This window comes from Streptomyces sp. NPDC034049, assembly GCF_055575575.1.
On sequence record NZ_JBVISJ010000002.1, the window covers coordinates 530,403 to 556,112 of the forward strand.

Consider the following 25,710-nt stretch of genomic DNA (forward strand, 5'->3'; position numbering starts at 1 on the left):
ATCCGTCACATACCGGTCAGACAGACCGTCGGATCATCAGACCGTCGGACCGTCAGACCCCGTCACCCGCCTTGCGCGTGTGGAGCTGGCGCGCGACCTCGGCGATGGAGCCGGACAGCGACGGGTACACGGTGAACGCGTTCGCGATCTGCTCGACGGTCAGGTTGTTGTCGACCGCGATCGAGATCGGGTGGATCAGCTCGGAGGCGCGCGGCGAGACCACGACACCGCCCACGACGATGCCCGTGCCCGGCCGGCAGAAGATCTTGACGAAGCCGTCCCGGATGCCCTGCATCTTGGCGCGCGGGTTGCGCAACAGCGGCAGCTTGACCCCGACGGCGTCGATGACCCCGGCGTCCAGGTCGGCCTGGGTGTAGCCGACGGTGGCGATCTCGGGGTCGGTGAAGACGTTGGACGACACGGTCTTCAGGTTCAGCGGGGCCACGGCGTCGCCGAGGAAGTGGTACATGGCGATACGGCCCTGCATGGCGGCGACGGACGCCAGGGCGAACACCCCGGTGACGTCACCGGCGGCGTACACACCGGGAGCGGTGGTCCGCGAGACCTTGTCGGTCCAGATGTGCCCGGACTCCTTGACCTTGACCCCGGCCTCCTCCAGGCCCATCCCGGCGCTGTTGGGGACGGCACCGACGGCCATCAGACAGTGCGAGCCGGTGATGACCCGGCCGTCCGCGAGCGTGACCTCGACCCGGTCCCCGACCCGTTTGGCGGACTGGGCCCGGGACCGCGCCATGACGTTCATGCCGCGACGCCGGAACACGTCCTCCAGGACGGCGGCGGCGTCCGGGTCCTCGCCCGGCAGCACCCGGTCACGGCTGGACACGAGCGTGACGCGCGACCCGAGCGCCTGGTAGGCGCCGGCGAACTCGGCGCCGGTGACACCCGATCCGACGACGATCAGTTCTTCGGGCAGCTCGTCGAGGTCGTAGACCTGCGTCCAGTTGAGGATGCGCTCCCCGTCCGGCTGCGCGTCGGGCAGCTCACGCGGGTGTCCGCCGGTGGCGATGAGCACGGCGTCGGCGGTCAGGGTCTCCTCGGACCCGTCCGCCACCCGCACCACGACCTTGCGCGACCCGTCGAGGTCCTGCTGGCCCTCCAGTCGCCCGCGCCCGCGCATGACCCGCGCGCCGGCGCGTGTCACCGAGGCGGTGATGTCGTGCGACTGCGCCAGCGCGAGCCGCTTCACACGCCGGTTGACCTTGCCGAGATCCACGCCCACGACACGCGCGGGCGTGTCGATGTGGGGGGTGTCGTCGGCGACGATGATCCCCAACTCCTCGTACGAGGAGTCGAAGGTCGTCATCACCTCGGCCGTCGCGATGAGGGTCTTCGACGGCACGCAGTCGGTCAGCACCGACGCCCCGCCCAGACCGTCGCAGTCCACGACGGTCACCTCCGCACCGAGCTGAGCGGCCACGAGCGCCGCTTCGTATCCGCCGGGTCCGCCACCGATGATCACGATCCGAGTCACATGCCCCATTGTCCCGCACGAGCGCGGGTGGCAACGAGTCGGGGGGTGCGGGCCGCAGGTGATCGGCCCGCAGGGCCATCACAGGGGCGCGGGGAACTGCGCGACCAGCCACAACGCACCCGCACCCGCCACACACCCAAGGCACCCCACCCCCATTAGGCGCCCCCCGCCCCAAGCGGAGCGCTTACCCTCTCCCCATGTCGCTCTACGCCGCCTACGCCGGCAACCTGGACTCACGCCTGATGTCCCGCCGCGCCCCCCACTCCCCGCTGCGCGCAACCGGCTGGCTGAACGACTGGCGGCTGACCTTCGGCGGCGAGCACATGGGCTGGGAGGGCGCCCTGGCCACGGTCGTCGAGGCCCCCCGCTCCCAGGTCTTCGTGGCCCTGTACGACATCGCCCCCATGGACGAGGACGCGATGGACCGCTGGGTCGGCGTGGGCCTGGACATATACCGCCGGATGCGGGTCCGCGTACACACGCTGGACGGCGAGGAACCGGCCTGGGTCTACGTCCTCAACGGCTACGAGGGCGGTCTGCCCTCCGCCCGCTACCTGGGCGAGGTGGCGGACGCGGCGGAGTCGGCGGGCGCGCCCCACGACTATGTGATGGAACTGCGCAAACGCCCCTGCTGAGGGACCGACCCCGAGGCGGGGGCACGCCCCACGCGCGCGCCCCCGCGTTGGAAACGACAAGGCAACGATCCCGATCCCGGGAGCCTCGTCATCTACGCGCGTAGGCTCTGACCGGATACCCTCGTCGCGTGAACGCATCTCTTCTTCCGGACGACATCCAGGGCGACCCGTACGCCGCCGCCGACGCCGCCGCCGCGCGCCTGCGCGAGCTGACGGGCGCCGAGACCCACGACGTCGCCCTCGTGATGGGCTCCGGCTGGGCCCCCGCCGTGGACGCCCTCGGCGCTCCCGAGGCGGAGTTCCAGGTCACCGAGCTGCCCGGCTTCCCGCCGCCGGCGGTCGAGGGGCACGGCGGCAAGGTCCGCTCGTACCGGATCGGTGCCAAGCGCGCGCTCGTCTTCCTGGGCCGCACCCACTACTACGAGGGCCGCGGCGTCGCCGCCGTCGCGCACGGTGTCCGTACGGCCGTCGCCGCCGGGGTGAAGACGATCGTCCTCACCAACGGCTGCGGCGGTCTCCGCGAGGGCATGCGCCCGGGCCAGCCGGTGCTGATCAGCGACCACCTGAACCTGACGGCGACGTCCCCGATCGTCGGCGCGAACTTCGTCGACCTCACGGACCTCTACTCCCCCCGCCTGCGCGCCCTGTGCAAGGAGATCGACCCCTCCCTGGAGGAGGGCGTCTACGCGCAGTTCACGGGCCCGCACTACGAGACCCCGGCGGAGATCCGCATGGCCCGCGTCATCGGCGCGGACCTCGTCGGCATGTCCACGGTCCTGGAGGCCATCGCCGCGCGCGAGGCGGGTGCCGAGATCCTGGGCATCTCCCTCGTGACCAACCTGGCGGCCGGCATGACGGGCGAGCCCCTCAACCACGAGGAGGTCCTCCAGGCGGGCCGCGACTCGGCGACTCGCATGGGCGCGCTGCTGACGCAGGTCCTGAACCGGCTGTAGGACGCCGGGCGCGGGTCTCGTCGTCGGGTGCGGGTGAGTGGGGGCTGGTCGCGCAGTTCCCCGCGCCCCTGAAAGAGGCCCGCGGCCCTTTCGGGGCGAAAAGCACGGGGCGCAGCCCCTGCTTTTCAGGGGCGCGGGGAACTGTGCGAGAAGCCCCACGCACCCGCACCCGACAGCGCGCCCCTCCCCGGGACAATCAAGCGCCCCCCACAAACAAAGAACGAGACGAGAGGTTGACCCCCGTGCACGACGACCTGATCGCCCGCGCCAAGGCGTGGCTGGCCGAGGACCCCGACCCGGAGACCCGGGACGAACTCGGCAGGCTGATCGACGCGGCGGACACGGCGGAACTGACCACCCGCTTCTCCGGCACCCTCCAGTTCGGCACGGCCGGCCTCCGGGGCGAACTGGGCGCCGGCCCCATGCGCATGAACCGCTCGGTCGTCATCCGCGCGGCCGCCGGCCTCGCCGCGTACCTGAACAAGCAGGGCGCCACCGGCGGCCTCGTCGTCATCGGCTACGACGCCCGCCACAAGTCCGCCGACTTCGCCCGCGACACGGCCGCCGTGATGACCGGCGCGGGCCTGCGCGCGGCCGTCCTCCCCCGCCCCCTGCCCACGCCCGTCCTGGCCTTCGCCATAAGGCACCTGGGCGCGGTGGCCGGCGTGGAGGTCACGGCCAGCCACAACCCGCCGCGCGACAACGGCTACAAGGTCTACCTGGGCGACGGCTCCCAGATCGTGCCCCCGGCCGACGCCGGCATCGCGGCCGAGATCGACGCCGTCCGCTCCCTCGACGACGTCCCCCGCCCGGAGTCCGGCTGGGACACCCTCGACGACAGCGTCCTGGACGCCTATCTGGCCCGCACGGACGCGGTCCTCGCCCCCGGCTCCCCCCGGACCGCCCGCACGGTCTACACGGCCATGCACGGCGTGGGCAAGGACACCCTGCTCGCGGCCTTCGCCCGGGCCGGCTTCCCTGAGCCCGTCCTCGTCGCCGAGCAGGCGGACCCGGACCCGGACTTCCCGACGGTCGCGTTCCCCAACCCGGAGGAGCCCGGCGCGATGGACCTGGCCTTCGCCAAGGCCCGCGACACGGACCCCGACCTGATCGTGGCGAACGACCCGGACGCCGACCGCTGTGCCGTCGCCGTGAAGGACGGCGCCGACTGGCGCATGCTGCGCGGCGACGAGGTCGGCGCGCTCCTCGCCGCCCACCTGGTCGCACGCGGTGTCCAGGGCACCTTCGCCGAGTCGATCGTCTCCTCCTCCCTCCTCGGCCGGATCGCCGAGAAGGCGGGCCTCCCCTACGAGGAGACCCTCACCGGCTTCAAGTGGATCGCCCGCGTCGAGGGCCTGCGCTACGGCTACGAGGAGGCCCTCGGCTACTGCGTCGACCCCGAGGGCGTGCGCGACAAGGACGGCATCACCGCGGCGCTGCTGATCACGGAACTCGCCTCGCGGCTGAAGGAGGAGGGCCGCACCCTGCTCGACCTGCTGGACGACATCGCCGTCGAGCACGGTCTGCACGCCACCGACCAGCTCTCGGTCCGCGTCCAGGACCTCTCGCTCATCGCCCGCGCGATGGACCGGCTCCGCGAGCAGCCGCCGACCGCTCTGGCCGGTCTGGCCATCACCAAGGCCGAGGACCTGACCCGGGGCACGGACCGGCTCCCGCCCACGGACGGGCTGCGCTACACGCTCGACGGCGCCCGTGTCATCGTCCGCCCGAGCGGCACGGAGCCCAAGCTCAAGTGCTACCTGGAGGTCGTGGTGCCCGTCGCCGACCTCGCCGACCTCCCGGCGGCCCGCGCGAAGGCGACGGACCTGCTGGCCGGCATCAAGCGGGACCTCTCGGCGGCAGCGGGCATCTGACCCGCCCCGCGCCCACGAAAGGCCCCGGCCGGATCACCGACCGGGGCCTTCGCCACGTCCAGGGCCGACGCCGGCCGGGGCACCGCCCTACGGCACCAGCACCAACACCACCGCCCACACCACGGCGAGCGCCGCACTCAGCGGCCACAGGGGCAGCCTCCGGCCCGCGTACTCCCCCTCGGGCCGCAGCGCGGGCTCCCGCCACATGGCGGTGATCTCGGCGGCGGTCCTCTCGTAGGGGTGCACGAGCCGCAGCTTCCGCTCCAGCCAGCGCCAGCGCTCCGCCCGGACGCTCCAGGCCGGGAACGACGCCCTGCGGCTGTCCACCGTCAGCACGGCGCCGGCGCACCGCACGGTCGCGAGGTCGTCCCACCCGACGTGCCGGGGCCGGCTCCAGCCGCTCAGCCACAGCCCCGATCGGTCGGCCGTGATCCGCCAGGTGAGCATCTGGGGCAGCGTCAGGACGCCCAGGAGACCGAGGACCCCACCGAGGACGTACTGCGTCAGTCCGTCCGGGTACAGCCCCACGGCGGCCATCGCGACGGTCATGAACAGGGCGGCCGCCCAGTCGGCCCAGCCCGCGCGCCAGCGCCGCAGGGGCACCGGCTCGTCCCCCAGCCGCGCCCGGCTCTCCGTGACGGCCGTGGCCCGCAGCTCCTCGTGGACCGTGTGCCGCTTCGCCCTGGCCCGCTGCGCGGCGGCCCGGTGCCGTACGACCCGGTCGGACAGGGGCCGCACCGGCCCGTCGGACGACTCCACGACCAGCTCCACGGCCGCACCGCCCTCGGCGGCCTCCGCTCCGACCGGCTCCTCCGGAGTCTCGGCGGCACTGACGATCACGATCTCGGCGCCGTCGTGGGGCGGCCCGTACAGCACGGCCTCCCGCAGCGGCCCGGGCTGATCGTCGTCATCGTCGACCGCGTCGAGAAGCGCGTCCCGGGCCTCCGGACCCTCACGCTCCTCGCCCTCTTCCTCCTCGTCCTCGTCAACGTCCTCGTCGCCGTACCACTCCTCGGTGGCGACGGTGAACAACGGCCGCAGCGCGTCCACATCGTCGGCGGCGAAGACCTCGGCGTCGCCGTCGGCGCCGTCCCGGACGAGCACCCGCAACACCGGCACCGGGGCGCCCCGCAGGGCGGCGGCCCGCCCGCGGCCCAGCCGGCCGGAGAGCAGCGAGGTGAGCCCCCAGCCGACCACGAACCACAGGACGAGCGTGACCTCGTGCCGGTCGGTGGCGACGTCCCAGCCGGAGACGGTGGAGAGCACCCCCGCTCCCACCACGGTCAGCAGGCACCCGAACCCCATGAGGAACCGTCCGCGCCGCACCGGCCCGGCCTCGTCCGGCACCGTGGCGGTGACGCCCTCGGCGGCGGCCAGGGCCCACTGCCGCTGGAGCCGGCGCTTGCTCAGCCGGATCTCGGCCATGGCCCATGTCAAGGTCGCGGCGACGATCCCCACCAGGGCCGGCACGTCGTGCGGGCCGCCGAACCAGGCCAGCAGGAGCAGCAGGGCGGGCGCCGAGAACCGTACGACCTCGGGCCTGACCAGGGTCCACACCAGCTGGAGCGGGACCAGCGCGGCGAGGGCGGCGGGCAGCTCCACGAAGTTCGCCAGCCAGAAGCCGACGATCAGGCCGCCCGGGACGACGGCGAGCAGTTGCAGGGGCCGCGTCCGCGCGGGCACCCACAGGGGCGGCCGGGTCCGGGCCCAGACCTCCACCTTCTCCCCGCTCCAGGCGACGCACCCCTCGGGCACGGCGTACGCGGGCAGCGGACGCGGCGGCGGGGAGCCCCCGGGCGGGACCTGGGACTCAAGCTCGGTACTCATCGTTCTCTGGACACTCCGGCCGCCGTCGTCAATGCGCCGCGCGCGGGTCCGACACGATCCAAGCGAACCAGGCTGTGAAGGCGGGACACACGAGCAGCGCCACCATAGAACAGACGTCCGGAGTTCCTCGGCCGAACGGACTCCCGGAGCCCTATGTCACACACCCCGCCCGCCGCACCGGGGTCACCCCACGGCGATCAGCACCGCCAGCAGCACGGCGCCGGCCGCGGCGGGCCCCACGATCTCCCAGGCCCAGCGCACACTCGGCTCTCCCTGCGATCCGGCCGCCTTCGCCCGCGCCTCGCACAGGTCCCGCAGATCGGCCATGACCTGATCGGCCTCCGCCCGCGCGGGCGCGGTCCGGCCGCCGCCCTCCCCCCTGGCGGCCCGACGGTCCTCCCGCATCTGCTGCCGGGCGGCCTTCTTGCGCCCCCGCAGCGAGACGGGGATCGCCCAGAGCTGGTACTTGGTGCCGCTCTCGTCGATCACCTCGTTGGTGTAACCGGACCGCAGCGACACCACGCTCGCCCAGGGCAGCTCGATCACCCGGAACGGATTGCGCACCCGCAGCCGGTCCTCGTTGGCGAACACGGCCGGCCGCAGCGAGAAGGCGACCACCAGCGGCGCGGCGAGCAGCAGCGAGGCCAGCGCCAGCCAGGGCGTACGCCCCTCGCCGGACACCATCGCGTCCCCACCGAGCCAGGCGAACAGCCCGAGCAGCAACACCCCGCCGGCCAGCCCGGCGGGCGACCGGTACACCCGGTCCTTGTACACGGGCCTGCCGGGCGTACCGGGCTTGCCGGGCGTCGACGCGGAGGCCTGATCCGAGGTGCTCATACGTCCGATTCTGCCCGACGCCGCACATCTGTCCGCAGTCGAGGTCGCGCCCCGTGAGGGGCGCGGGGAACTGCGCGACCAGTCACACACCACCCGCGCCCGCCACCCGACAAGCACCCCCGCACCCGCCCGTTCGAACATTCCGAGGGCTGTACACCCGCTACGCGCGTAGATATGCTCGTCTGGTGACCATGTCCACAGCTGCACCCCACGCTCTCGCCGACGTCACCGCGTCCGACAGCACGCTGCGCCGCTTCCTCCACGGGCTGCCCGGCGTCGACCCGGTCGGCCTGGAGGCGCGCGCCGCCTCCCTCGGCACCCGTTCCATCAAGACGACCGCCAAGGCGTACGCCATCGACCTGGCCATCTCCATGGTCGACCTGACGACCCTGGAAGGCGCGGACACTCCCGGCAAGGTCCGGTCCCTCGGCGCCAAGGCGGTCCTCCCCGACCCCACCGACCGCACCACACCCGCCACGGCCGCGGTCTGCGTCTACCCCGACATGGTGCCCGCCGCCAAGGCGGCCGTCGCCGGCTCCACGGTCAAGGTCGCCTCCGTCGCCACCGCCTTCCCGGCCGGCCGCGCCCCCCTCGCGGTGAAACTGGCGGACGTCCGCGAGGCCGTCTCCGCCGGCGCCGACGAGATCGACATGGTCATCGACCGCGGCGCGTTCCTCGCGGGGAACTACCTCAAGGTCCACGAGGAGATCACCGCGGTGAAGGAGGTCTGTGGCGCCTCGGCCCGCCTGAAGGTCATCTTCGAGACGGGCGAACTCTCGACGTACGACAACATCCGCCGCGCCAGCTGGCTCGGCATGCTCGCGGGCGCCGACTTCATCAAGACCTCCACCGGCAAGGTCGCGGTGAACGCCACCCCCGCCAACACCCTCCTCATGCTGGAGGCCGTCCGCGACTTCCGCGCCCAGACCGGCGTCCAGGTCGGCGTGAAGCCCGCCGGCGGCATCCGCACCACCAAGGACGCGATCAAGTTCCTCGTCCTGGTCAACGAGACCGTCGGCGAGGACTGGCTGGACAACCACTGGTTCCGCTTCGGCGCGTCCTCGCTCCTCAACGACCTGCTGATGCAGCGGCAGAAGCTGGCCACCGGCCGCTACTCCGGCCCCGACTACGTGACGGTGGACTGATCCCCATGGCTTCCGCATTCGAATACGCACCGGCCCCCGAGTCCCGGGCGATCGTCGACATCGCCCCCTCCTACGGCCTGTTCATCGACGGCGAGTTCACCGAGGCCGCCGACGGCAAGGTCTTCAAGACGGTCAGCCCCGCCTCCGAGGAGGTCCTCTCCGAGATCGCCCAGGCGGGCGAGGCGGACGTGGACCGCGCCGTGCAGGCCGCCCGCAGGGCGTTCGAGAAGTGGTCGGCCCTCCCGGGCGCGGAGCGCGCGAAGTACCTCTTCCGCATCGCCCGCATCATCCAGGAGCGCTCCCGCGAGCTGGCCGTCCTCGAAACCCTCGACAACGGCAAGCCGATCAAGGAGACCCGCGACGCCGACCTCCCCCTGGTCGCCGCGCACTTCTTCTACTACGCGGGCTGGGCCGACAAGCTCGACCACGCCGGCTTCGGCGCGAACCCCCGGCCGCTCGGCGTGGCGGGCCAGGTCATCCCCTGGAACTTCCCGCTCCTGATGCTGGCGTGGAAGATCGCCCCGGCCCTGGCGACCGGCAACACGGTGGTCCTGAAGCCCGCCGAGACGACCCCTCTCTCGGCCCTCTTCTTCGCGGACGTCTGCCGCCAGGCGGGCCTCCCGAAGGGCGTCGTCAACATCCTCCCCGGGTACGGCGACACGGGCGCGGCCCTGGTGGCGCACCCGGACGTGAACAAGGTGGCGTTCACCGGCTCCACGGCGGTCGGCAAGCAGATCGCGAAGACGGTCGCGGGCACCCGCAAGAAGCTCACGCTCGAACTGGGCGGCAAGGGCGCGAACATCGTCTTCGACGACGCCCCCATCGACCAGGCCGTCGAGGGCATCGTCAACGGCATCTTCTTCAACCAGGGCCAGGTCTGCTGCGCGGGCAGCCGCCTCCTCGTCCAGGAGTCGATCCAGGAGGAACTCCTCGACTCCCTGAAGCGGAGGCTCTCCACCCTCCGCCTCGGCGACCCCCTGGACAAGAACACGGACATCGGCGCGATCAACTCCGAGGAGCAGCTGACCCGGATCACCTCGCTCGTCGAGCGCGGCGAGTCGGAGGGCGCCGAGCGCTGGTCCCCGGCCTGCGAACTGCCCACCTCCGGCTACTGGTTCGCTCCGACGCTCTTCACGAACGTCACGCAGGCGCACACCATCGCCCGCGACGAGATCTTCGGCCCGGTCCTCTCCGTCCTCACCTTCCGCACCCCGGACGAGGCGGTCGCCAAGGCCAACAACACCCAGTACGGCCTCTCGGCGGGCATCTGGACCGAGAAGGGCTCCAGGATCCTGGCCGTGGCGAACAAGCTGCGGGCGGGCGTCGTCTGGTCCAACACGTTCAACAAGTTCGACCCGACGTCGCCGTTCGGCGGCTACAAGGAGTCGGGCTTCGGCCGCGAGGGCGGCCGCCACGGCCTGGAGGCGTACCTCGATGTCTGACAAGACCGACAAGACCGAGCAGCACCGCCTGAGCGTCTTCAAGACCTACAAGCTGTACGTCGGCGGGAAGTTCCCGCGTTCCGAGAGCGGCCGGGTGTACGAAGTGACCGACGCGAAGGACAACTGGCTGGCCAACGCGCCGCTCTCCTCCCGCAAGGACGCCCGTGACGCGGTCGTCGCGGCCCGCAAGGCGTTCGGCGGCTGGTCCGGCGCGACGGCGTACAACCGCGGCCAGGTCCTCTACCGCGTCGCCGAGATGCTGGAGGGCCGCAGGGCACAGTTCGTCTCGGAGGTCGCCGACGCGGAGGGCCTGTCGAAGTCGAAGGCGGCGGCCCAGGTGGAGGCCACGATCGACCGCTGGGTCTGGTACGCGGGCTGGACCGACAAGATCGCCCAGTTGGTCGGCGGCGCGAACCCGGTCGCGGGCCCGTACTTCAACCTCTCCTCCCCCGAACCAACCGGCGTGGTCGCCGTCCTGGCCCCCCAGGAGTCGTCGTTCCTGGGCCTGGTCTCGGTGCTCGCCCCCGTGATCGCGACCGGCAACACCGCGGTCGTGGTGGCGAGCGAGAAGTCCCCGCTCCCGGCCCTCTCCCTCGGCGAGGTCCTGGCCACCTCCGACGTCCCCGGCGGCGTGGTCAACGTCCTCTCGGGCCGTACGTCGGAGATCGCGACGCCCCTCGCGGCCCACCAGGACGTCAACGCGATCGACCTGGCCGGCGCGGACGAGGTCCTGGCGAAGGAGCTGGAGATCGCCGCGGCCGACAACCTCAAGCGCGTCCTGCGTCCACAGCCTGTGGACGACTGGTCGGCCACACCCGGCATCGACCGCATGACGGCGTTCCTGGAGACGAAGACGGTCTGGCACCCGACAGGCTCCCTGGGGGCTTCGGGCTCGGCGTACTGAGGGGAGAGTCCCGCGAGGGGTGCGGGGAACTGCGCGACCGGCCACGGACGGCCCGTACCGTCCCACGGCCCGCGCGGTTCCCCCGTCCGTCGAAGCCCTCGACTCCCCTCAGCCCTTCAACCCACCCACCACCGGCCCCAGAAGCGGAATGCTCCCGACCGACGGCGCCTGGGCCACCGGCCCGGTCAGTGTCGTCGACGTCAGCGGCCGGAAGTCGGCGAGCTGCGTGCCCACCCCGTTGTCGAGAGGATCGACCCCGGTGCCCGCCAGCGGGTTGGGCTTGAGCCCCGCGACCGGCCCGGTGACGTAACCGACCGTGCCGGTCAGGGCCTGGAGGCCCGCCTGCGGGTCGATCTTCCCCAGCGACGTGGGCCGGGTGCGCAGCACGTCGACGACCGGGGCCGCGTCGTCCGCGGCGGCGGCCGTACCCGCGCCCGCGCCGAGCGCGACCCCGGCGGTGGCGGCGGCCAGCAACGCGCGCCGGGCGGTGGAGTTCTGGAGGGCCGAGTGTCGAGCCATCAGCGTTGTCACCTTCTCTTTTTACGATCACTTCCCGCTCCGGAAAGTAATCATGGCAACACGTAAGGTAGTTGAGGTGTGATGTGCGCTCCAAGGGCGACCCGCCGTCTCGGCGGGAGCCGCGCGATGCCTCACACTGGACTCTCGTGAGTTCGCATCCTCCGATACCGACCCGAGTCGTCCTGCTGTCCGGTCCGTCCGGCTCGGGCAAGTCCCTCCTCGCCGCCCGCTCCGGCCTGCCCGTGCTGCGGCTCGACGACTTCTACAAGGAGGGCCACGACCCGACACTGCCGCAGGTGGAGGGCAGCACGGACATCGACTGGGACCACCCTCTGTCGTGGGACGCGGACACCGCCGTCGCGGCGATCGAGGAACTGTGCCGCACGAGCCGGACGACCGTCCCGGCGTACGACATCTCCCTCAGCGCGCGGACCGGCGCGGAGGCCCTGCGGATCGGGCGGACACCGGTGTTCATCGCCGAGGGCATCTTCGCCGCCGAGATAGTCGGCCGCTGCCGTGAACTCGGCCTGCTGGCGGACGCGCTGTGTCTGACCCGAGGTCCGGTGAAGACGTTCCGCCGCCGCTTCCTGCGCGACCTCAGGGAGGGCCGCAAGTCGGTGCCGTTCCTGCTGCGGCGCGGCTGGCGGCTGATGCGGCTGGAGCGTTCGATCGTGGCCCGGCAGACGGAGTTGGGTGCCCACCCGTGCGACCGCGACGAGGCCCTGGGCCGTCTGGCGGCGGCCGCGGCGGGCCGCGTCGCGAAGGCGCCGGCCTGAGCCCGCGCCCGAACACGGACCCGCCCCGGGGGCGGACGTGAGGCGCACATGAAAGCGGGACTGGACGGACCCCCCGGCCCTCCAGTCCCGCTTCCCCCGTGATCCCCCCACGCGTCACACCGACGCTCCCCCGCGCCACCGTGACATTCCCCGTTCCCCCGTACCCCCCGCTTTCCCCCGTGCTCCCCCCGCTTTTCCCCCGTTACTTACTCCCCCCCACAGACCCTCAGGCGACAAGCTCCCCGAAGGACTCCTCCTCGTCACGGCCGAAGCTGAGGACCTCGTCCTCGCGCAGCCGGCGGAGGGACCGCCAGATGCTGGACTTCACCGTGCCGACACTGATGTCGAGGATCTCCGCGATCTCCGGGTCGGTGCGGCCCTCGTAGTAACGAAGGACCAGCATCGTCCGCTGGAGTTCGGGGAGCCGGGCGAGCGCCTGCCACAGGACGGCGCGCAGTTCGGTGCCGCGCATCGCGTCCGTGTCACCGGCGGTCTCCGGCAGTTCCTCGGTCGGGTACTCGTTCAGCTTGCGGCGGCGCCACGCGCTGATGTGCAGATTGGTCATGGTGCGGCGGAGGTAGCCCCCGACCGCGGCCTTGTCACTGATCCGGTCCCACGCCCGGTAGGTCGAGAACAGCGCGCTCTGCAGCAGGTCCTCGGCCTCGAAGCGGTCTCCGGTCAAGTGGTAGGCGGTTGCGTACAGGGAGGCACGACGCTCCTGGACGTAGGCGGTGAACTCCGCCTCCGACACAGACCGGCGTTCCCCCGTGCCCTCCCCGTACGCGGTCCCCGTTCCCCCGTGGGCGACCCCCGTCGCCCCCGTGGTGCTTCCCCCCACGTGTGCGTCAACGACCGACATGAACGTCGTGTGCTGACGCCCGGTGCCGCGAGCGCACCCCCGCCCGCTCACGGCACCGGACTTCTCCGCGTTCCGGACGACGACGTCGTGGAGCCGCGTGACAACTGCGCTAGTGCTGGTGCTGTGCAGCGTGTTCATCTCGCGCCCCCCGTCGTGGAGTTCCGGTCTTCGGCGTGCTTTCTTGCCTGTGCCGAGAAGATTGCCGGTTCACTTTCATGGCTCTGTCCGCCGACTGTCACAGACCTGTCACAGGGGCCGGACCCCTGGGCGCGGCCCAGCGGGGGCACAGGTCGATCACAGAGAAGAGTCGTACGGCTACGCGAACGGCACGATCGTGTGCGGGTGTCGGGTGGGAGCGCTCCAACGGTCGATTCGGCGCCATGCCATGGGCCAGAATGAGCCCGTGCCTTCCCTGTTGCTGATCGAGGACGACGACGCCATCCGCACGGCCCTGGAGCTCTCACTGACGCGCCAGGGGCACCGTGTCGCCACCGCCGCCACCGGCGAGGATGGTCTCAAGCTGCTGCGCGAACAGCGGCCGGATCTGATCGTTTTGGATGTGATGCTGCCTGGCATCGACGGCTTCGAGGTGTGCCGGCGGATCCGGCGCACCGACCAGCTGCCGATCATCCTGCTCACCGCGCGCAGCGACGACATCGACGTCGTGGTGGGGCTGGAGTCGGGCGCGGACGACTATGTGGTCAAGCCCGTGCAGGGTCGGGTGCTGGACGCCCGGATCCGCGCGGTGCTGCGGCGCGGTGAGCGCGAGGCCAATGACGCGGCGACCTTCGGTTCCCTCGTGATCGACCGCGCGGCGATGACCGTGACGAAGAACGGCGAGGACCTCCAACTGACGCCCACCGAGCTGCGGCTGCTCCTGGAGCTGAGCCGTCGCCCGGGACAGGCCCTGTCCCGGCAGCAGTTGCTGCGTCTGGTGTGGGAGCACGACTACCTGGGCGACTCCCGTCTGGTGGACGCGTGTGTGCAGCGGCTGCGCGCCAAGGTCGAGGACGTGCCGTCGTCGCCGACCCTGATCCGTACCGTGCGCGGCGTGGGCTACCGGTTGGACACGCCTCAGTGACGAAGGCTCCAGGGGGGATCCGCGGCTGGGCCGCGGCTCGCAGGACAGTGCAGTCCCGGATCCGGTTCACCAGTCTGCGGCTGCGTCTGGTGGTCGTCTTCGGTCTGGTGGCGCTCACGGCCGCCGTGTCGGCGTCCGCCATCGCGTACTGGCTCAACCGCGAGGCCGTGCAGACGCGTGCGCAGGACGCGGCGCTCAACGACTTCGAGCGCGAGATGCAGAGCCATGTGAGCACCCTGCGCCCGAACCCGACGCAGGACCAACTGCGGGTCGCGGCACGGAAGATGGCCGACGGCGGCGAGCGCTCCAGCGTGCTGCTGATCGCCCGGGGCGCCGACGGCGAGGAGGTCTCCGGGTCCTCGACCGACAACGCGCTCACCGGCTTCTCGCTGGAGGACGTGCCCGCGTCGCTGCAGAAGGCCGTCAACAAGCGGCAGAAGCTCACCTCGGGCAACAAGCACGCGTACCACGTGTACTGGCAGCGGGTCATCGACGGCGACACCCCGTATCTGGTGGGCGGCGCGAAGATGATCGGCGGCGGGCCGACCGGCTACATGCGCAAGTCACTCGCGGAGGAGGCGAAGGACCTCAACTCCCTCGCCTGGTCCCTCGGCATCGCCACGGGCCTGTCGCTGATCGGCTCGGCGTTGCTCGCGCAGGCCGCCGCGACGACCGTGCTGAAGCCGGTGCAACGCCTCGGGGTGGCCGCCCGGCGCCTCGGCGAGGGCAAGCTCGACACCCGGCTGCGCGTCTCCGGCACGGACGAACTGGCCGACCTCTCCCGGACGTTCAACCTCGCGGCGGAGTCCCTGGAGAAGAAGGTCGACGACATGAGCGCCCGCGAGGAGGCCTCCCGCCGCTTCGTCGCCGACATGTCCCATGAACTCCGTACGCCGCTGACGGCGATCACCGCCGTCACGGAGGTGCTGGAGGAGGAGCTGGACGCCGACACGGGCAGCCTCGACCCCATGATCGAACCGGCGGTGCGGCTCGTCGTCAGCGAGACCCGGCGCCTGAACGACCTGGTCGAGAACCTGATGGAGGTCACCCGCTTCGACGCGGGCACGGCCCGGCTCGTCCTCGACGACGTGGACATCGCCGACCAGATCACCGCCTGCATCGACGCCCGCGCCTGGCTGGACGCGGTGGACCTGGACGCCGAGCGCGGCATCATCGTCAACCTGGACCCGCGTCGTCTGGACGTGATCCTGGCGAACCTGATCGGCAACGCGCTCAAGCACGGCGGCTCCCCGGTGCGCGTCTCGGTGCGTACGGAGGGCGAGAACCTGTTCATCGAGGTGCAGGACCACGGGCCCGGCATCCCCGAGGACGTCCTCCCGCACGTCTTCGACCGCTTCTACAAGGCGAGCGCCTCCCGCCCCCGCTCCGAGGGCAGCGGCCTCGGCCTGTCCATCGCCCTGGAGAACGCCCACATCCACGGCGGCGAGATCACCGCCGCCAACTCCCCCAAGGGCGGCGCCGTGTTCACCCTCCGCCTGCCCCGCGACGCGGCCTCCCTGGTCGCGAAGGAACGGGACGGCGAGAGCGACGGCGGCACGCAGGACACCGAGGGGGACGGGAAGTGACGATACGAGGCGCACGAGGACGAGCGGACGCCGTACCCCGGGGGACGCCCGTGCCGGACGTACAGATACGGCGCTCGCGCGGGCGCCGCGTCCGGGTCCTGGCCGCGACCGGGGCGCTCGCCGGTCTCCTCGCGGGCTGCGGCATCCGCGCCACCCAGGTGCCGACGGACTTCGGGCCGGCGCCGTCGATGGTCCCGTGCGAGCTGTCGGCGACGGACCTGGCGACCCAGGCGACGCCCTCCGGTATGCCGGTCGAGGTGTTCCTGCTCTGCTCCGGCGCGCTGGTCCGCGTCAACCGCTCGGTGCAGGTGGCCGAGAGCGCCGGGGAGGCCCAGCGGCGTGTCGTCGTCGCACAGGGCCTGCTGGACGCCCTCGCCGGCGACCCCAGTGAGGTCGAGGACGAGGCCGGTTACAGCACGGCCGTCCCGCCCGGCCTGACGGTCACGGGCCCCTCCCCCGGCGACCCCGAGGACACGCTCCGCCTGTCCACCTCCCCCGACTCCCTCCCCAGGTACGCCCTCGCCCAGATCGTCTGCACCTTCGCCGACTCCGCCGCGGCCGGCGACAACGGCTCGGTGGTCCTGGGCAGCACGAGCGCCGAGTCCCTGCGCCGCTACGAGTGCACCCAGGAGACCCAGTCGGACCCGGGCGAGGGCAACCCGCCTTCCGAGGAGATCAACGGCTCCTGACGGACGCCCACCGGCCCGGCTTCACGCGCCGGGCGCCTCTCCGACCCACAGCGCCTTGGCAGGGCCACTGCAACAGGGGCCGGCGAGTGAGCCGAAGGGGCGCGCCTGTGTCGAGAGCGTGAGCGCGCGCGGGCCCCGACGAAGGAGGGGTCGAGCACGGTCGCGCTCTCGACACAGGCTTCTGCGCCCCGGAGGCGAACCGAGCCCCAAAAAAAGAAGGTGCAACCGATCGTGCCAGGGGCCGCGTCTTGGGGGGCGTGCAGCCTCAAGGTACGAACGGCGGTAGCGCCGGGGTCCGTGTCCGTGCGGCGGGGGGTGTCCTCCTCGTCGCACATCTCGCGGTCGTTGCCTGGATCACGCTGCGTCCGCTGGACGTCACCTGGATGAGTCCCGCGAATCTGCGGCCGTTCGCCGGAATCAGAGCGGATCTGGCGCTCGGCTGGCCGGAGGCGGCCCATCGCATCGGTGAGGGGCTGGCGCTGCTCGCCCCGCTGGGCGTCCTGCTGCCGATGCTGCACGGCAGGCTCGCCGGGTCACCGTTCGCCTCGCTGGCGCGGTCGGTCGCGGCGGGGGCGCTGCTGTCGCTGGCGATCGAGCTGCTGCAGACCGGGGTGCCCGGCCAGGTCGTCGACATCGACTCGATCCTGCTGAACTCGGTCGGCGTGGGACTCGCCCATCTCGCGGTCGTCCCGGCTGTCAGGTCGGCGTTGCGGCGGAGGGCCGCGACCCGGGTGCGGGAGGACCGGTCGCGCCCCGAGGAGCTGCCTCAGGGTCGGACCCCGACGATTCCCAGGGTCGGGATGGCCCCGTAGAGGGACGCTTCGTCCGCTTCGTCACCGTAGCGTCGAAGGTGTGGAAAAGAGAGCGGTGGCCGCTTGGAGGCCCCGTCCCACCGTCGGCCCGCGGTCGACGCCCTACGCTGACGAAGGAGCCCCCATGAGCCGCCTTGCCCGCCCCACCGAAGGCCGCATGATCGGCGGAGTGTGCGCCGCGCTGGCACGGCGCTTCGGCACCTCCGCGACCACGATGCGCGTGATCTTCCTGGTGTCGTGTCTGCTTCCGGGCCCGCAGTTCCTGCTGTACATAGCCCTGTGGATCCTGTTCCCCGCCGAGGGCAAGGCCCGCGCGGCCTGGTGACACGCACACCGGCGGGGCGCACCCTCCGTTGGGTGCGCCCCGTACGGCTGTGATGACGCGCCTCAGGCGGCGCCACCGCCGAGGGGCAGGCCGTTGACGCCGAGGCCCTTGGCGGGGAGGGTCTTGCCGACGGGGAGGCCGCCGAGCAGTCCGGCGACGGGGGCGGTGGGGCCCTCGGCGAGGACGTTGGTGACGGCGGGCTGGGCGGCTTCGAGGCCGGCGCCGAGCGCGCTCTGACCCTGGGCGAGGGCGCCGGAGGCGGCCGGCAGCACCTTCGTGACGTTCTCCACGGGCAGTGCCTGGGTGACGGTGCCCAGGGCCTGGGAGGCGTCGGGGGCACCCGGTGCGGCGTTCGCGGCGCCCGCGCCGGCGGCGGCGATGGCGGCACCGACGACGGCGACACCGAGGGTCTTGGCAGCAGACTGCTTCATGTTGAATGCGTCCTTGGAATGCGTTTGACGGGTGGTGAGCGGTGCCGAAACGTAAACACCAAAGTCCCGCCGGAGGCAAACATCGAAAAGCGGCCGCGTCGCCGTCGGCGCGACCGCTTCCCGATGCCGTTGTTCAGCCCTGTTCGCCTACAGAACCGCTGGTGGAGGCGGTCTGACGGAACAGCCATTCGGATTTCAACTCGGCGTATCCGGGCTTGATCACGTCATTGATCATGGCCAGTCGTTCATCGAAAGGAATGAATGCTGACTTCATAGCATTGACCGAGAACCACTGCATGTCGTCGAGCGTGTAACCGAAAGCGTCGACAAGGTGCTCGAATTCGCGACTCATGCTGGTGTGGGACATCAGCCGGTTGTCGGTGTTCACGGTGGCCCGGAAGTGCAGTCGCCGGAGCAGTCCGATGGGGTGCTCGGCGTACGAACGGGCGGCACCGGTCTGGAGGTTGGAGCTGGGGCACAGCTCCAGCGGGATGCGCTTGTCTCGGACGTAGGAGGCGAGGCGGCCGAGCTTCACGGAGCCGTCCTCGTGCACCTGAATGTCGTCGATGATGCGGACGCCGTGGCCGAGCCGGTCGGCGCCGCACCACTGCAGGGCCTGCCAGATGGAGGGGAGCCCGAAGGCCTCCCCGGCATGGATGGTGAAGTGGTTGTTCTCGCGCTTGAGGTACTCGAAGGCGTCGAGGTGGCGGGTGGGCGGGTAACCGGCCTCGGCGCCCGCGATGTCGAAGCCGACGACGCCCAGGTCGCGGTAGCGGTTGGCGAGTTCGGCGATCTCCAGGGCGCGGGCCGCGTGCCGCATGGCGGTGAGCAGGGCGCCGACGCGGATGCGGTGGCCGTCGGCCCTGGCCCGACGCTCGCCTTCCCGGAAGCCCTCGTTGACGGCCTCGACGACCTCCTCGAGGGTGAGCCCGCCTTCGAGGTGCTGCTCGGGGGCGTAGCGGATCTCGGCGTAGACGACGCCGTCGGCGGCGAGGTCCTCGGCGCACTCGGCGGCGACGCGGACGAGGGCGTCGCGGGTCTGCATGACGGCGACGGTGTGGGAGAAGGTCTCCAGGTACCGCTCCAGCGAGCCGGAGTCGGCGGCCTCGCTGAACCAGGTGCCGAGGCGGTCGGCGTCGGTCTCGGGGAGGTGGGGGTACCCGCAGTCGCGGGCGAGCTCGACGATGGTTCCGGGGCGCAGGCCGCCGTCGAGGTGGTCGTGCAGCAGAACCTTGGGCGCCCGGCGGATCTGGTCCGAGTCCGGGGTGTTACCGGTCGGGTCGGTCTGGTTCGTCATTTTCGTACGATAAAGCCTACGCGCGTAGAGCGCCTGTCGGGCGGTGTCGTCGATACCCAACGGTGACCCACACGACGGGTGGCGTACACCATCTCTTCTGACACTGTTCTGTCATGGCGCAGCAAGCAATGCCGGTACGTACGCCCCGACTTGGGCGGACGATCGGCCCGGAGCCGAGCACGGTCGGCGGGGTCGTCCTGCTCCTGCCGGCTGGCGACGAGGCATCCACCCGCAGACCCTCCTCCGTGATGGCCACGGCCTCCGTACGCGCCCTCGGCCGCCGGCTGGCCCGCGCGGGCCGTACGGAGGGACTGGCCACGCATGTCGTGCACTACCGCTACCGGGGGTGGAACGGGTCGCAGGCGCGGCTGGCGCGGGACGCGGAGTGGGCCGTGGACGAGGTCGTCCGGCGCTACGGAGACGTCCCGGTGTGTCTGGCCGGGCTCCACATGGGGGCGCGGGCCGCGCTGCACGCGGGCGGGCACGAGGCCGTCAACTCCGTGCTGGCCATCGCTCCCTGGTTGCCCGAGGAGGATGTCGCGGCGCCGCCCGAACCGGTGAAACAGCTGGCCGGGCGGCGGGTGCTGATCGTGCACGGGACCAACGACGAGCGGGTGGATCCCGAGTTGTCGTTCCGGTTCGCGGCGCGGGCGAAGAAGACGAACCCCGGGATCTGCCGGTTCGAGGTGCACGCGGATCGCCACGGGCTGACGCAGTACCGGGACGAGGTGCACGCGCTGGCCGCGGACTTCGTGATGGGGGTGCTGTTCGGGAGGGCGTTCGCCCGGCCTGTGGAGGACGCGCTCGCGGCGCCGCCGCCGCTGGGGTTGCGGATGCCGCTTGCCTCCGGCTTCGGGCGGCAGCGCTCGCGTCGAGCTGGTTGATGTCGTCTCGCGGCTGCGGGCCGTGGGTGACTGGTCGCGCAGTTCCCCGCGCCCTCTGGAGGGGCGCGGCTGCGGCTCGCGTCAGTCGTGGAGGAGGCGGCCCCTTCTCGACAGCAGGAACTTCTTGAAGGCCGCCACCGGGGGTGTGTCCGGGTGGCCGTCGAGCCAGGCCACGCCGATCTCGCGGGCCGCTCTCGGGGCGGTGACCGTCAGCTCGACGACGCCCGGTCGTGGGACGGCGGGTGGGGGCAGGAGGGCCACGCCCAAGCCCGCCGCCACGAGGCCCCTCAGTGTTTCCGCCTCCTCTCCCTCGAAGGCGATGCGGGGTTTGAAGCCGGCCTCCTTGCAGAGGTCGTCGGTGATGCGGCGCATGCCGTAGCCGGGTTCGAGGGTGACGAAGGTTTCGTCGGCGGCCTCGGCGAGGCGGACGCGCTTGCGGGCGGCGAGGCGGTGGTCGGCGGGGACGACGAGGCGCAGCTTCTGTTCGTCGAGCCGACGGGCCACCAGGTCGGGGGCGTCCGGGACGGGTGAGGTGAGACAGAGGTCGAGTTCGCCCGCGCGCAGGCGTTCGAGCATGGCCTCGCCGTAGTTCTGGACGAGGCTGAAGCGGACCCGGGGGTGCTCGGCGCGGAAGGCCTGGAGGAGGCCGGGGACGGTCTCGGCGCCCATGGTGTGCAGAAAGCCGAAGGCGACCTTGCCGGTGGCGGGGTCGGCGTCGGCGCGGACCTCGTCGGCGGCGCGTTCGATCTCGGTGAGTGCGCGCTCGACGGAGGCGTGGAAGGTGCGGCCGGCGTGCGTGAGGGAGACCGTGCGCCCTCGGCGGGCGAACAGGTCGACGCCCAGGTCCTGTTCCAGGCGGACCATCGCCCGCGACAGCGTCGACTGCGGGACCTGCATCTCCTGCGCGGCACGGGTGACGTGCTCGGTGCGGGCGACCCCGGCGAAGTAGGCGAGGCGGGGGGCGAGGCGCAGGACGATGTCCTCGATGTCCTCGGTGTGCTCGGTGCGCTCGATGTCTTCTGTGTCACCGGACGGTGACAGCCGCGGCCCTGACCTCTGCTGATGCATCACGGGAACGATTATGACCGTTCCATGCATTGGACGGATGAGGAACGGCGTACGTAGTTTCGAGGCATGCCTTCCGCGAGTACCGAGGCGTCCACCAGGGTGGGCGCCGGATCAGTCAGCACCCCCGTCGATTCCCGTGTGGCCCCGGGCGGGCCCGGCTACCGGCGGATGAGCCTCGCGCTGTTCCTCGCCGGTGTCGCCACCTTCGCTCTCCTCTACTCCACACAGGCGCTGCTGCCGCTGGTCTCGGACGGCTTCGGGACGACGGCGAGCGCGGCCAGCTGGACGGTGTCGGCGGCGACGGGCGCGCTGGCGCTGTTCGTGCTGCCGATGAGCGCGCTGTCGGAGCGGTTCGGGCGACGTACGGTGATGACCGGCTCGCTGGCGGTCGCGGTGACGGTCGGGCTGCTGATCCCCTTCGCGCCCTCGCTGGGAGCGCTGGTGGTGCTGCGGGCCGTGCAGGGCGCCGCGCTGGCCGGGGTGCCGGCCTCGGCCACCGCCTACCTCGCCGAGGAGGTGCGGCCCAAGGCGCTCATCACCGCGATCGGTCTCTTCGTCGCCGGCAACAGCGTCGGCGGCATGAGCGGGCGGGTCGTCACGGGATGGGTCGCCCAGGAGTGGGGCTGGCGGGTCGCGCTGGGCGTGCTCGGGGTGATCGCGGTCGGGTGCGCTGTGGCGTTCCGGCTGCTGCTTCCCGCGCCGAGGCACTTCGTCGCCGGGTCGCTGCGGCCCGGGGTCCTGGCCCGCACGGTCCGGGCGCACCTCGCCAACCCGCTGCTGCGGCGGCTGTACGCGATCGGCGCGCTGTTCATGACGGTCTTCGGCGCCGTGTACACGGTGATCGGCTACCGGCTGACCGAGGCTCCCTTCTCGCTGCCGCAGGGCGTCATCGGGTCGATCTTCCTCGTGTACCTGGTGGGGACGGTGTCGGCGTCCACCGCCGGGAAGCTGGTGGGCCGGCTGGGGCGCAGGGGCGCGTTGTACCTGGCGGGCGGCACGACGACCGCCGGACTGCTGGTGTCGCTCTCCGACGCGCTGCCGCTGGTCCTGCTCGGCCTCGTCCTCATCACCGCCGGCTTCTTCGCGGGGCACGCCGCCGCGTCGTCGTCGGTGAGCCACACGGCGAAGGAGGGGCGGGCGCAGGCGTCGGCGCTGTACCAGTCGGCGTACTACGTGGGCTCCAGCGCGGGCAGCACGCTGGGTGCGGTGGCGTTCCACGCGGGCGGCTGGGGCGGGACGGTTTCGCTGGGACTGCTGGCTGTGGTGGGGGTCGTGGGGATCACTGTGGTGGGGTCGCGTGCGGCTCGGCGGGCGCCGGTGCCGGTTCACTGAGGTTTTTCGCTTCGCGCTCCGCGCGGGGTTGGTGGGTCGGCGCGCGTCCGGTGGGGCTTCTCGCGCAGTTCCCCGCGCCCCTGAAAAGCAGGGGCTGCGCCCCGTGCTTTTCGCCCCGGGGCCCACGAACCCCTGACCTGCTCCTTCACCCCTTCGCCGGGCCGTTGTCAGTGGGCTGCGGTAGCTTCCGAGGTGGTGCGCAAGGGTGCGCGCGACGGAGTGAGCCACAGGGGTGGGTTGGCCATGAGCGACGGTACGGCGACGGCGGAACTGGACGTCCGGCTGGAGAAACACCGGGTCGAGCTGACCGGGTACTGCTATCGGATGCTGGGGTCGTCCTTCGAGGCCGAGGACGCCGTGCAGGACACGATGATCAGGGCCTGGCGGAGTTACGAGAAGTTCGAGGGGCGGTCCTCCCTGCGGTCGTGGCTCTACCGCATCGCCACGAACGTCTGCCTCGACATGCTGACCGCGGGGAACAAGCGGGCACGGCCCATGGACCTCACCGACTCGACGCCGCTTGCGCAGGCCGCCCTCTCCCCCCGCCCCGACAACACCTGGCTGGAGCCGGTGCCGGACGCCCGGGTGCTGCCGACCACCGACGACCCGGCGGAGGCCGCCGTGGCCAAGGAGTCGGTGCGGCTGGCGTTCGTCGCGGCGCTGCAGAAGCTGCCGTCCAAGCAGCGGGCGGTGCTGATCCTGCGTGAGGTGCTGGCGTGGAGGGCCAGTGAGGTCGCCGAGCTGCTCGACACGTCCGTGGCCTCGGTGAACAGCGCGCTCCAGCGGGCCCGCGCGACCCTCGCCGAGGGCGACGGGAAGGTCGCGCCGGCCGATGTCTCCGACCCCCTCGACGACGACCAGCAGAAGCTGCTGGAGCGCTATGTGGCCGCCTTCGAGGGGTACGACATGGCGGCGCTGACGGCCCTGCTGCACGAGGACGCGGTCATGACGATGCCGCCGTTCGACCTGTGGCTGACCGGCACCGGCGACATCACCGGGTTCATGACCACCCTCGGCGCGCCCTGCGCCGGATCCCATCTGGTGCCGGTCGCGGTCAACGGGCTGCCGGGCTTCGCGCAGTACAAACCGGATCCGGAGAAGGGCGGCTTCAGCGCGTGGGCCGTGCAGGTGCTGGAGATCTCAGCGGGCCGGATCGCCGGATTCCACTGCTTTCTCGACACCGCCCGCTGGTTCCCCCTCTTCGACCTGCCCCTCCACCTCGAAGGCAAGCCCGACCAGGCCCAGTAGCGCGCGCAGCGCCGGGTCGGGGTCCCGCAGCCGTATCCGGCCCCCGGCCCGGCGGGCGGTGAGCTGCATCCGGGCCAGTACGTCGACGGCGGCCAGGCCCGGTGGGCCGATTCCGGCGACGTCGCAGAGCACGATCCCGCCCCCGGTCCCCTCCAGTCGCGCGCGTACCTCGGCACAGAGCCGAGGCACCTCGTCCCGGGTGACGGGGCCTGGCAGCACGAGTACGGCGGGTGTCGTCGCGTCCACGATCTGTAGACCGGGAAGAGTCCCGGAACTCATCGCGGAGGCGACCACCCCCGCCGTGGGCTGCCCGGGTCCCTCGGGCTCGGCCGTCCCGGGCGCGGCTCGCCCGGGACGCTGCCGTGTCTCAGGCGATGCGGTCCAGCACGATCGGGGTCGGCGTGTACGCCGTGCCGGGGGCCCCGATGTCGTACGACCCCCGCACGGCCTCCAGGGCGTAGTCGAAGCGCTCGGGCGTGTCGGTGTGCAGCGTCAGCAGGGGCTGGCCCTCGGTGACGGTGTCGCCGGGCTTGGCGTGCAGCTCGACGCCCGCCGCGGCCTGGACCGGGTCCTCCTTGCGGGCGCGTCCGGCGCCGAGACGCCAGGCGGCGATGCCGATGTCGTACGCGTCGAGACGGGTCAGGACGCCGGAGGCGGTCGCCTTCACCACATGCTGCTCACGGGAGGTGGGGAGCGGGGCGTCCGGGTCGCCGCCCTGGGCGGCGATCATGCGGCGCCAGGCGTCCATCGCCGAGCCGTCGGCCAGCGCCTTCGCCGGGTCGGCGTCCTTCACTCCGGCCGCGTCGAGCATCTCGCGGGCCAGGGCGACGGTGAGTTCCACGACGTCCGCCGGGCCGCCGCCCGCCAGGACCTCGACCGACTCGCGGACCTCGAGGGCGTTGCCGGCGGTGAGGCCGAGCGGGGTCGACATGTCCGTGAGGAGGGCGACCGTCTTCACACCGTGGTCGGTGCCGAGGCCCACCATCGTCGACGCCAGCTCACGGGCGTCCTCGATGGTCTTCATGAAGGCTCCGGTGCCCACCTTCACGTCCAGGACCAGCGAGCCGGTGCCCTCCGCGATCTTCTTCGACATGATGGAGGAGGCGATCAGCGGGATGGCCTCGACCGTGCCCGTGACGTCGCGGAGGGCGTAGAGCTTCTTGTCCGCCGGGGCCAGGCCATCGCCCGCCGCGCAGATGACCGCGCCGACCTCGTCCAGGACGTTCAGCATCTCCTCGTTGGAGAGCAGGGCGCGCCAGCCGGGGATGGACTCCAGCTTGTCCAGGGTGCCGCCGGTGTGGCCGAGGCCCCGGCCGGAGAGCTGGGGGACGGCCGCGCCGCAGGCCGCCACCAGGGGCGCCAGGGGCAGCGTGATCTTGTCGCCGACGCCGCCCGTGGAGTGCTTGTCGGCGGTGGGGCGGGAGAGGGACGAGAAGTCCATGCGCTCGCCGGAGGCGATCATCGCGGCCGTCCAGCGGGCGATCTCGCGGCGGTCCATGCCGTTGAGGAGGATCGCCATGTTGAGGGCGGCCATCTGGTAGTCGGCGACCTCGCCACGGGTGTACGCGTCGATGACCCAGTCGATCTGTTCGTCGCTGAGCTCGCCGCGGTCCCGCTTGGTGCGGATGACGGAGATGGCATCCATCGACAGAGACGTCATGGCTGTCCTTCCAGAGTCTGGGAAGTGTGCGGCC

General features: G+C 71.9%; 25 protein-coding genes. 15 read left to right on the plus strand and 10 right to left on the minus strand.

Annotation, left to right across the window (positions count from 1 at the left end; translation table 11 throughout):
* Window positions 1-52: 52 nt before the first annotated feature.
* Complete coding sequence (locus ACZ52C_RS07170; RefSeq protein ID WP_469073794.1) at window positions 53-1,501, minus strand: NAD(P)H-quinone dehydrogenase; 1,449 nt, start codon at window positions 1,499-1,501, stop codon at window positions 53-55.
* 188 nt (window positions 1,502-1,689) lie between these two features.
* On the opposite strand from ACZ52C_RS07170, the gene ACZ52C_RS07175 reads away from it, so the two are divergent.
* The 3 genes from ACZ52C_RS07175 (at window position 1,690) to ACZ52C_RS07185 (ending at window position 4,954) form a co-directional block, all read left to right on the plus strand.
* A complete protein-coding gene (locus ACZ52C_RS07175) occupies window positions 1,690-2,127 on the plus strand; it encodes a gamma-glutamylcyclotransferase family protein (protein ID WP_045562870.1) in 438 nt (145 codons plus the stop codon).
* 128 nt (window positions 2,128-2,255) lie between these two features.
* Window positions 2,256-3,080 carry a purine-nucleoside phosphorylase gene (locus tag ACZ52C_RS07180; protein WP_469073795.1) on the plus strand — a complete coding sequence of 275 codons (825 nt, stop codon included), beginning with the start codon at window positions 2,256-2,258 and terminating at the stop codon, window positions 3,078-3,080.
* Between the two features lie 242 nt (window positions 3,081-3,322).
* Window positions 3,323-4,954, plus strand: coding sequence for a phospho-sugar mutase (locus tag ACZ52C_RS07185; protein ID WP_469073796.1), 1,632 nt, complete (start codon window positions 3,323-3,325; stop codon window positions 4,952-4,954).
* A gap of 87 nt (window positions 4,955-5,041) precedes the next feature.
* Here the strand turns inward: ACZ52C_RS07185 and ACZ52C_RS07190 are convergent, their stop codons facing one another.
* Window positions 5,042-6,781 carry a hypothetical protein gene (locus tag ACZ52C_RS07190; protein WP_469073797.1) on the minus strand — a complete coding sequence of 580 codons (1,740 nt, stop codon included), beginning with the start codon at window positions 6,779-6,781 and terminating at the stop codon, window positions 5,042-5,044.
* A gap of 183 nt (window positions 6,782-6,964) precedes the next feature.
* A complete protein-coding gene (locus ACZ52C_RS07195; protein ID WP_469073798.1) occupies window positions 6,965-7,618 on the minus strand; it encodes a PH domain-containing protein in 654 nt (217 codons plus the stop codon).
* A 191-nt stretch (window positions 7,619-7,809) separates the two neighbouring features.
* Between ACZ52C_RS07195 and deoC the strand changes: the two genes are divergently transcribed.
* The 3 genes from deoC to ACZ52C_RS07210 are packed head-to-tail and all read left to right on the plus strand — an operon-like array spanning window position 7,810 to window position 11,109.
* Entirely contained in the window at window positions 7,810-8,763 is a 954-nt protein-coding gene (gene deoC, locus ACZ52C_RS07200) for a deoxyribose-phosphate aldolase (RefSeq protein WP_469074166.1), read from the plus strand.
* A 5-nt stretch (window positions 8,764-8,768) separates the two neighbouring features.
* Window positions 8,769-10,205, plus strand: a complete 1,437-nt coding sequence (locus ACZ52C_RS07205; protein ID WP_045562875.1) for an aldehyde dehydrogenase family protein — start codon at window positions 8,769-8,771, stop codon at window positions 10,203-10,205.
* Window positions 10,198-11,109, plus strand: coding sequence for an aldehyde dehydrogenase family protein (locus ACZ52C_RS07210; RefSeq protein WP_469073799.1), 912 nt, complete (start codon window positions 10,198-10,200; stop codon window positions 11,107-11,109). Before ACZ52C_RS07205 ends, ACZ52C_RS07210 begins: the two co-directional genes overlap by 8 nt.
* A 108-nt stretch (window positions 11,110-11,217) precedes the next feature.
* Here the strand turns inward: ACZ52C_RS07210 and ACZ52C_RS07215 are convergent, their stop codons facing one another.
* Window positions 11,218-11,628, minus strand: a complete 411-nt coding sequence (locus ACZ52C_RS07215; RefSeq protein ID WP_469073800.1) for a hypothetical protein — start codon at window positions 11,626-11,628, stop codon at window positions 11,218-11,220.
* Window positions 11,629-11,774: 146 nt separating this feature from the next.
* Here ACZ52C_RS07215 and ACZ52C_RS07220 point away from each other — a divergent pair, with 146 nt between their 5' ends.
* Window positions 11,775-12,404 carry a uridine kinase family protein gene (locus ACZ52C_RS07220; RefSeq protein WP_469073801.1) on the plus strand — a complete coding sequence of 210 codons (630 nt, stop codon included), beginning with the start codon at window positions 11,775-11,777 and terminating at the stop codon, window positions 12,402-12,404.
* Window positions 12,405-12,630: 226 nt separating this feature from the next.
* On the opposite strand, the gene ACZ52C_RS07225 is transcribed toward ACZ52C_RS07220, so the two are convergent.
* A complete protein-coding gene (locus ACZ52C_RS07225; protein WP_078853941.1) occupies window positions 12,631-13,401 on the minus strand; it encodes a SigE family RNA polymerase sigma factor in 771 nt (256 codons plus the stop codon).
* 265 nt (window positions 13,402-13,666) lie between these two features.
* Between ACZ52C_RS07225 and afsQ1 the strand changes: the two genes are divergently transcribed.
* The 5 genes from afsQ1 (at window position 13,667) to ACZ52C_RS07250 (ending at window position 17,756) form a co-directional block, all read left to right on the plus strand.
* Window positions 13,667-14,344 carry a two-component system response regulator AfsQ1 gene (gene afsQ1, locus ACZ52C_RS07230; RefSeq protein ID WP_013001223.1) on the plus strand — a complete coding sequence of 226 codons (678 nt, stop codon included), beginning with the start codon at window positions 13,667-13,669 and terminating at the stop codon, window positions 14,342-14,344.
* A 47-nt stretch (window positions 14,345-14,391) separates the two neighbouring features.
* Complete coding sequence (locus ACZ52C_RS07235; protein ID WP_469073802.1) at window positions 14,392-15,930, plus strand: ATP-binding protein; 1,539 nt, start codon at window positions 14,392-14,394, stop codon at window positions 15,928-15,930.
* Between the two features lie 50 nt (window positions 15,931-15,980).
* Window positions 15,981-16,619: a hypothetical protein gene (locus ACZ52C_RS07240; protein WP_469073803.1), complete on the plus strand. Its 639-nt coding sequence runs from the start codon at window positions 15,981-15,983 to the stop codon at window positions 16,617-16,619.
* A gap of 257 nt (window positions 16,620-16,876) precedes the next feature.
* Window positions 16,877-17,431, plus strand: coding sequence for a VanZ family protein (locus ACZ52C_RS07245; protein WP_469073804.1), 555 nt, complete (start codon window positions 16,877-16,879; stop codon window positions 17,429-17,431).
* Between the two features lie 124 nt (window positions 17,432-17,555).
* Window positions 17,556-17,756: a PspC domain-containing protein gene (locus tag ACZ52C_RS07250; RefSeq protein ID WP_045562882.1), complete on the plus strand. Its 201-nt coding sequence runs from the start codon at window positions 17,556-17,558 to the stop codon at window positions 17,754-17,756.
* Window positions 17,757-17,818: 62 nt separating this feature from the next.
* On the opposite strand, the gene ACZ52C_RS07255 is transcribed toward ACZ52C_RS07250, so the two are convergent.
* Window positions 17,819-18,187: an ATP-binding protein gene (locus ACZ52C_RS07255; protein ID WP_469073805.1), complete on the minus strand. Its 369-nt coding sequence runs from the start codon at window positions 18,185-18,187 to the stop codon at window positions 17,819-17,821.
* 133 nt (window positions 18,188-18,320) lie between these two features.
* On the minus strand, window positions 18,321-19,484 hold the full coding sequence (locus ACZ52C_RS07260; protein WP_469073806.1) for an adenosine deaminase: 1,164 nt from the start codon (window positions 19,482-19,484) through the stop codon (window positions 18,321-18,323).
* Between the two features lie 113 nt (window positions 19,485-19,597).
* Between ACZ52C_RS07260 and ACZ52C_RS07265 the strand changes: the two genes are divergently transcribed.
* A complete protein-coding gene (locus ACZ52C_RS07265) occupies window positions 19,598-20,368 on the plus strand; it encodes a prolyl oligopeptidase family serine peptidase (RefSeq protein WP_469073807.1) in 771 nt (256 codons plus the stop codon).
* 81 nt (window positions 20,369-20,449) lie between these two features.
* Here the strand turns inward: ACZ52C_RS07265 and ACZ52C_RS07270 are convergent, their stop codons facing one another.
* Complete coding sequence (locus tag ACZ52C_RS07270; RefSeq protein WP_469073808.1) at window positions 20,450-21,439, minus strand: LysR family transcriptional regulator; 990 nt, start codon at window positions 21,437-21,439, stop codon at window positions 20,450-20,452.
* Window positions 21,440-21,502: 63 nt separating this feature from the next.
* Between ACZ52C_RS07270 and ACZ52C_RS07275 the strand changes: the two genes are divergently transcribed.
* Together ACZ52C_RS07275 and ACZ52C_RS07280 are read left to right on the plus strand one after the other, a co-directional pair.
* A complete protein-coding gene (locus ACZ52C_RS07275; protein WP_469073809.1) occupies window positions 21,503-22,768 on the plus strand; it encodes an MFS transporter in 1,266 nt (421 codons plus the stop codon).
* A gap of 243 nt (window positions 22,769-23,011) precedes the next feature.
* A complete protein-coding gene (locus ACZ52C_RS07280) occupies window positions 23,012-24,016 on the plus strand; it encodes a sigma-70 family RNA polymerase sigma factor (protein WP_469073810.1) in 1,005 nt (334 codons plus the stop codon).
* On the opposite strand, the gene ACZ52C_RS07285 is transcribed toward ACZ52C_RS07280, so the two are convergent.
* Both ACZ52C_RS07285 and ACZ52C_RS07290 read right to left on the minus strand, forming a co-directional pair.
* The gene (locus tag ACZ52C_RS07285) at window positions 23,909-24,295 is read right to left on the minus strand and encodes an STAS domain-containing protein (RefSeq protein ID WP_469073811.1); all 387 of its coding nucleotides are present in this window, start codon (window positions 24,293-24,295) and stop codon (window positions 23,909-23,911) included. The two genes, ACZ52C_RS07280 and ACZ52C_RS07285, sit on opposite strands and share 108 nt — an antisense overlap.
* Window positions 24,296-24,383: 88 nt before the next feature.
* Window positions 24,384-25,667 (minus strand): thymidine phosphorylase, encoded by a 1,284-nt coding sequence (locus ACZ52C_RS07290; RefSeq protein WP_469074167.1) that lies wholly within the window; start codon window positions 25,665-25,667, stop codon window positions 24,384-24,386.
* Window positions 25,668-25,710: the final 43 nt, after the last annotated feature.

Coding starts and splice junctions, on each gene's coding strand:
- ACZ52C_RS07170 (WP_469073794.1), bottom strand. CDS start 1,501: ATGGGGCATGTGACTCGGATCGTGATCATCGGTGGCGGACCCGGCGGA.
- ACZ52C_RS07175 (WP_045562870.1), top strand. CDS start 1,690: ATGTCGCTCTACGCCGCCTACGCCGGCAACCTGGACTCACGCCTGATG.
- ACZ52C_RS07190 (WP_469073797.1), bottom strand. CDS start 6,781: ATGAGTACCGAGCTTGAGTCCCAGGTCCCGCCCGGGGGCTCCCCGCCG.
- ACZ52C_RS07195 (WP_469073798.1), bottom strand. CDS start 7,618: ATGAGCACCTCGGATCAGGCCTCCGCGTCGACGCCCGGCAAGCCCGGT.
- deoC (WP_469074166.1), top strand. CDS start 7,810: ATGTCCACAGCTGCACCCCACGCTCTCGCCGACGTCACCGCGTCCGAC.
- ACZ52C_RS07205 (WP_045562875.1), top strand. CDS start 8,769: ATGGCTTCCGCATTCGAATACGCACCGGCCCCCGAGTCCCGGGCGATC.
- ACZ52C_RS07210 (WP_469073799.1), top strand. CDS start 10,198: ATGTCTGACAAGACCGACAAGACCGAGCAGCACCGCCTGAGCGTCTTC.
- ACZ52C_RS07215 (WP_469073800.1), bottom strand. CDS start 11,628: ATGGCTCGACACTCGGCCCTCCAGAACTCCACCGCCCGGCGCGCGTTG.
- ACZ52C_RS07225 (WP_078853941.1), bottom strand. CDS start 13,401: ATGAACACGCTGCACAGCACCAGCACTAGCGCAGTTGTCACGCGGCTC.
- ACZ52C_RS07250 (WP_045562882.1), top strand. CDS start 17,556: ATGAGCCGCCTTGCCCGCCCCACCGAAGGCCGCATGATCGGCGGAGTG.
- ACZ52C_RS07255 (WP_469073805.1), bottom strand. CDS start 18,187: ATGAAGCAGTCTGCTGCCAAGACCCTCGGTGTCGCCGTCGTCGGTGCC.
- ACZ52C_RS07260 (WP_469073806.1), bottom strand. CDS start 19,484: ATGACGAACCAGACCGACCCGACCGGTAACACCCCGGACTCGGACCAG.
- ACZ52C_RS07265 (WP_469073807.1), top strand. CDS start 19,598: ATGGCGCAGCAAGCAATGCCGGTACGTACGCCCCGACTTGGGCGGACG.
- ACZ52C_RS07275 (WP_469073809.1), top strand. CDS start 21,503: ATGCCTTCCGCGAGTACCGAGGCGTCCACCAGGGTGGGCGCCGGATCA.
- ACZ52C_RS07280 (WP_469073810.1), top strand. CDS start 23,012: ATGAGCGACGGTACGGCGACGGCGGAACTGGACGTCCGGCTGGAGAAA.
- ACZ52C_RS07285 (WP_469073811.1), bottom strand. CDS start 24,295: ATGAGTTCCGGGACTCTTCCCGGTCTACAGATCGTGGACGCGACGACA.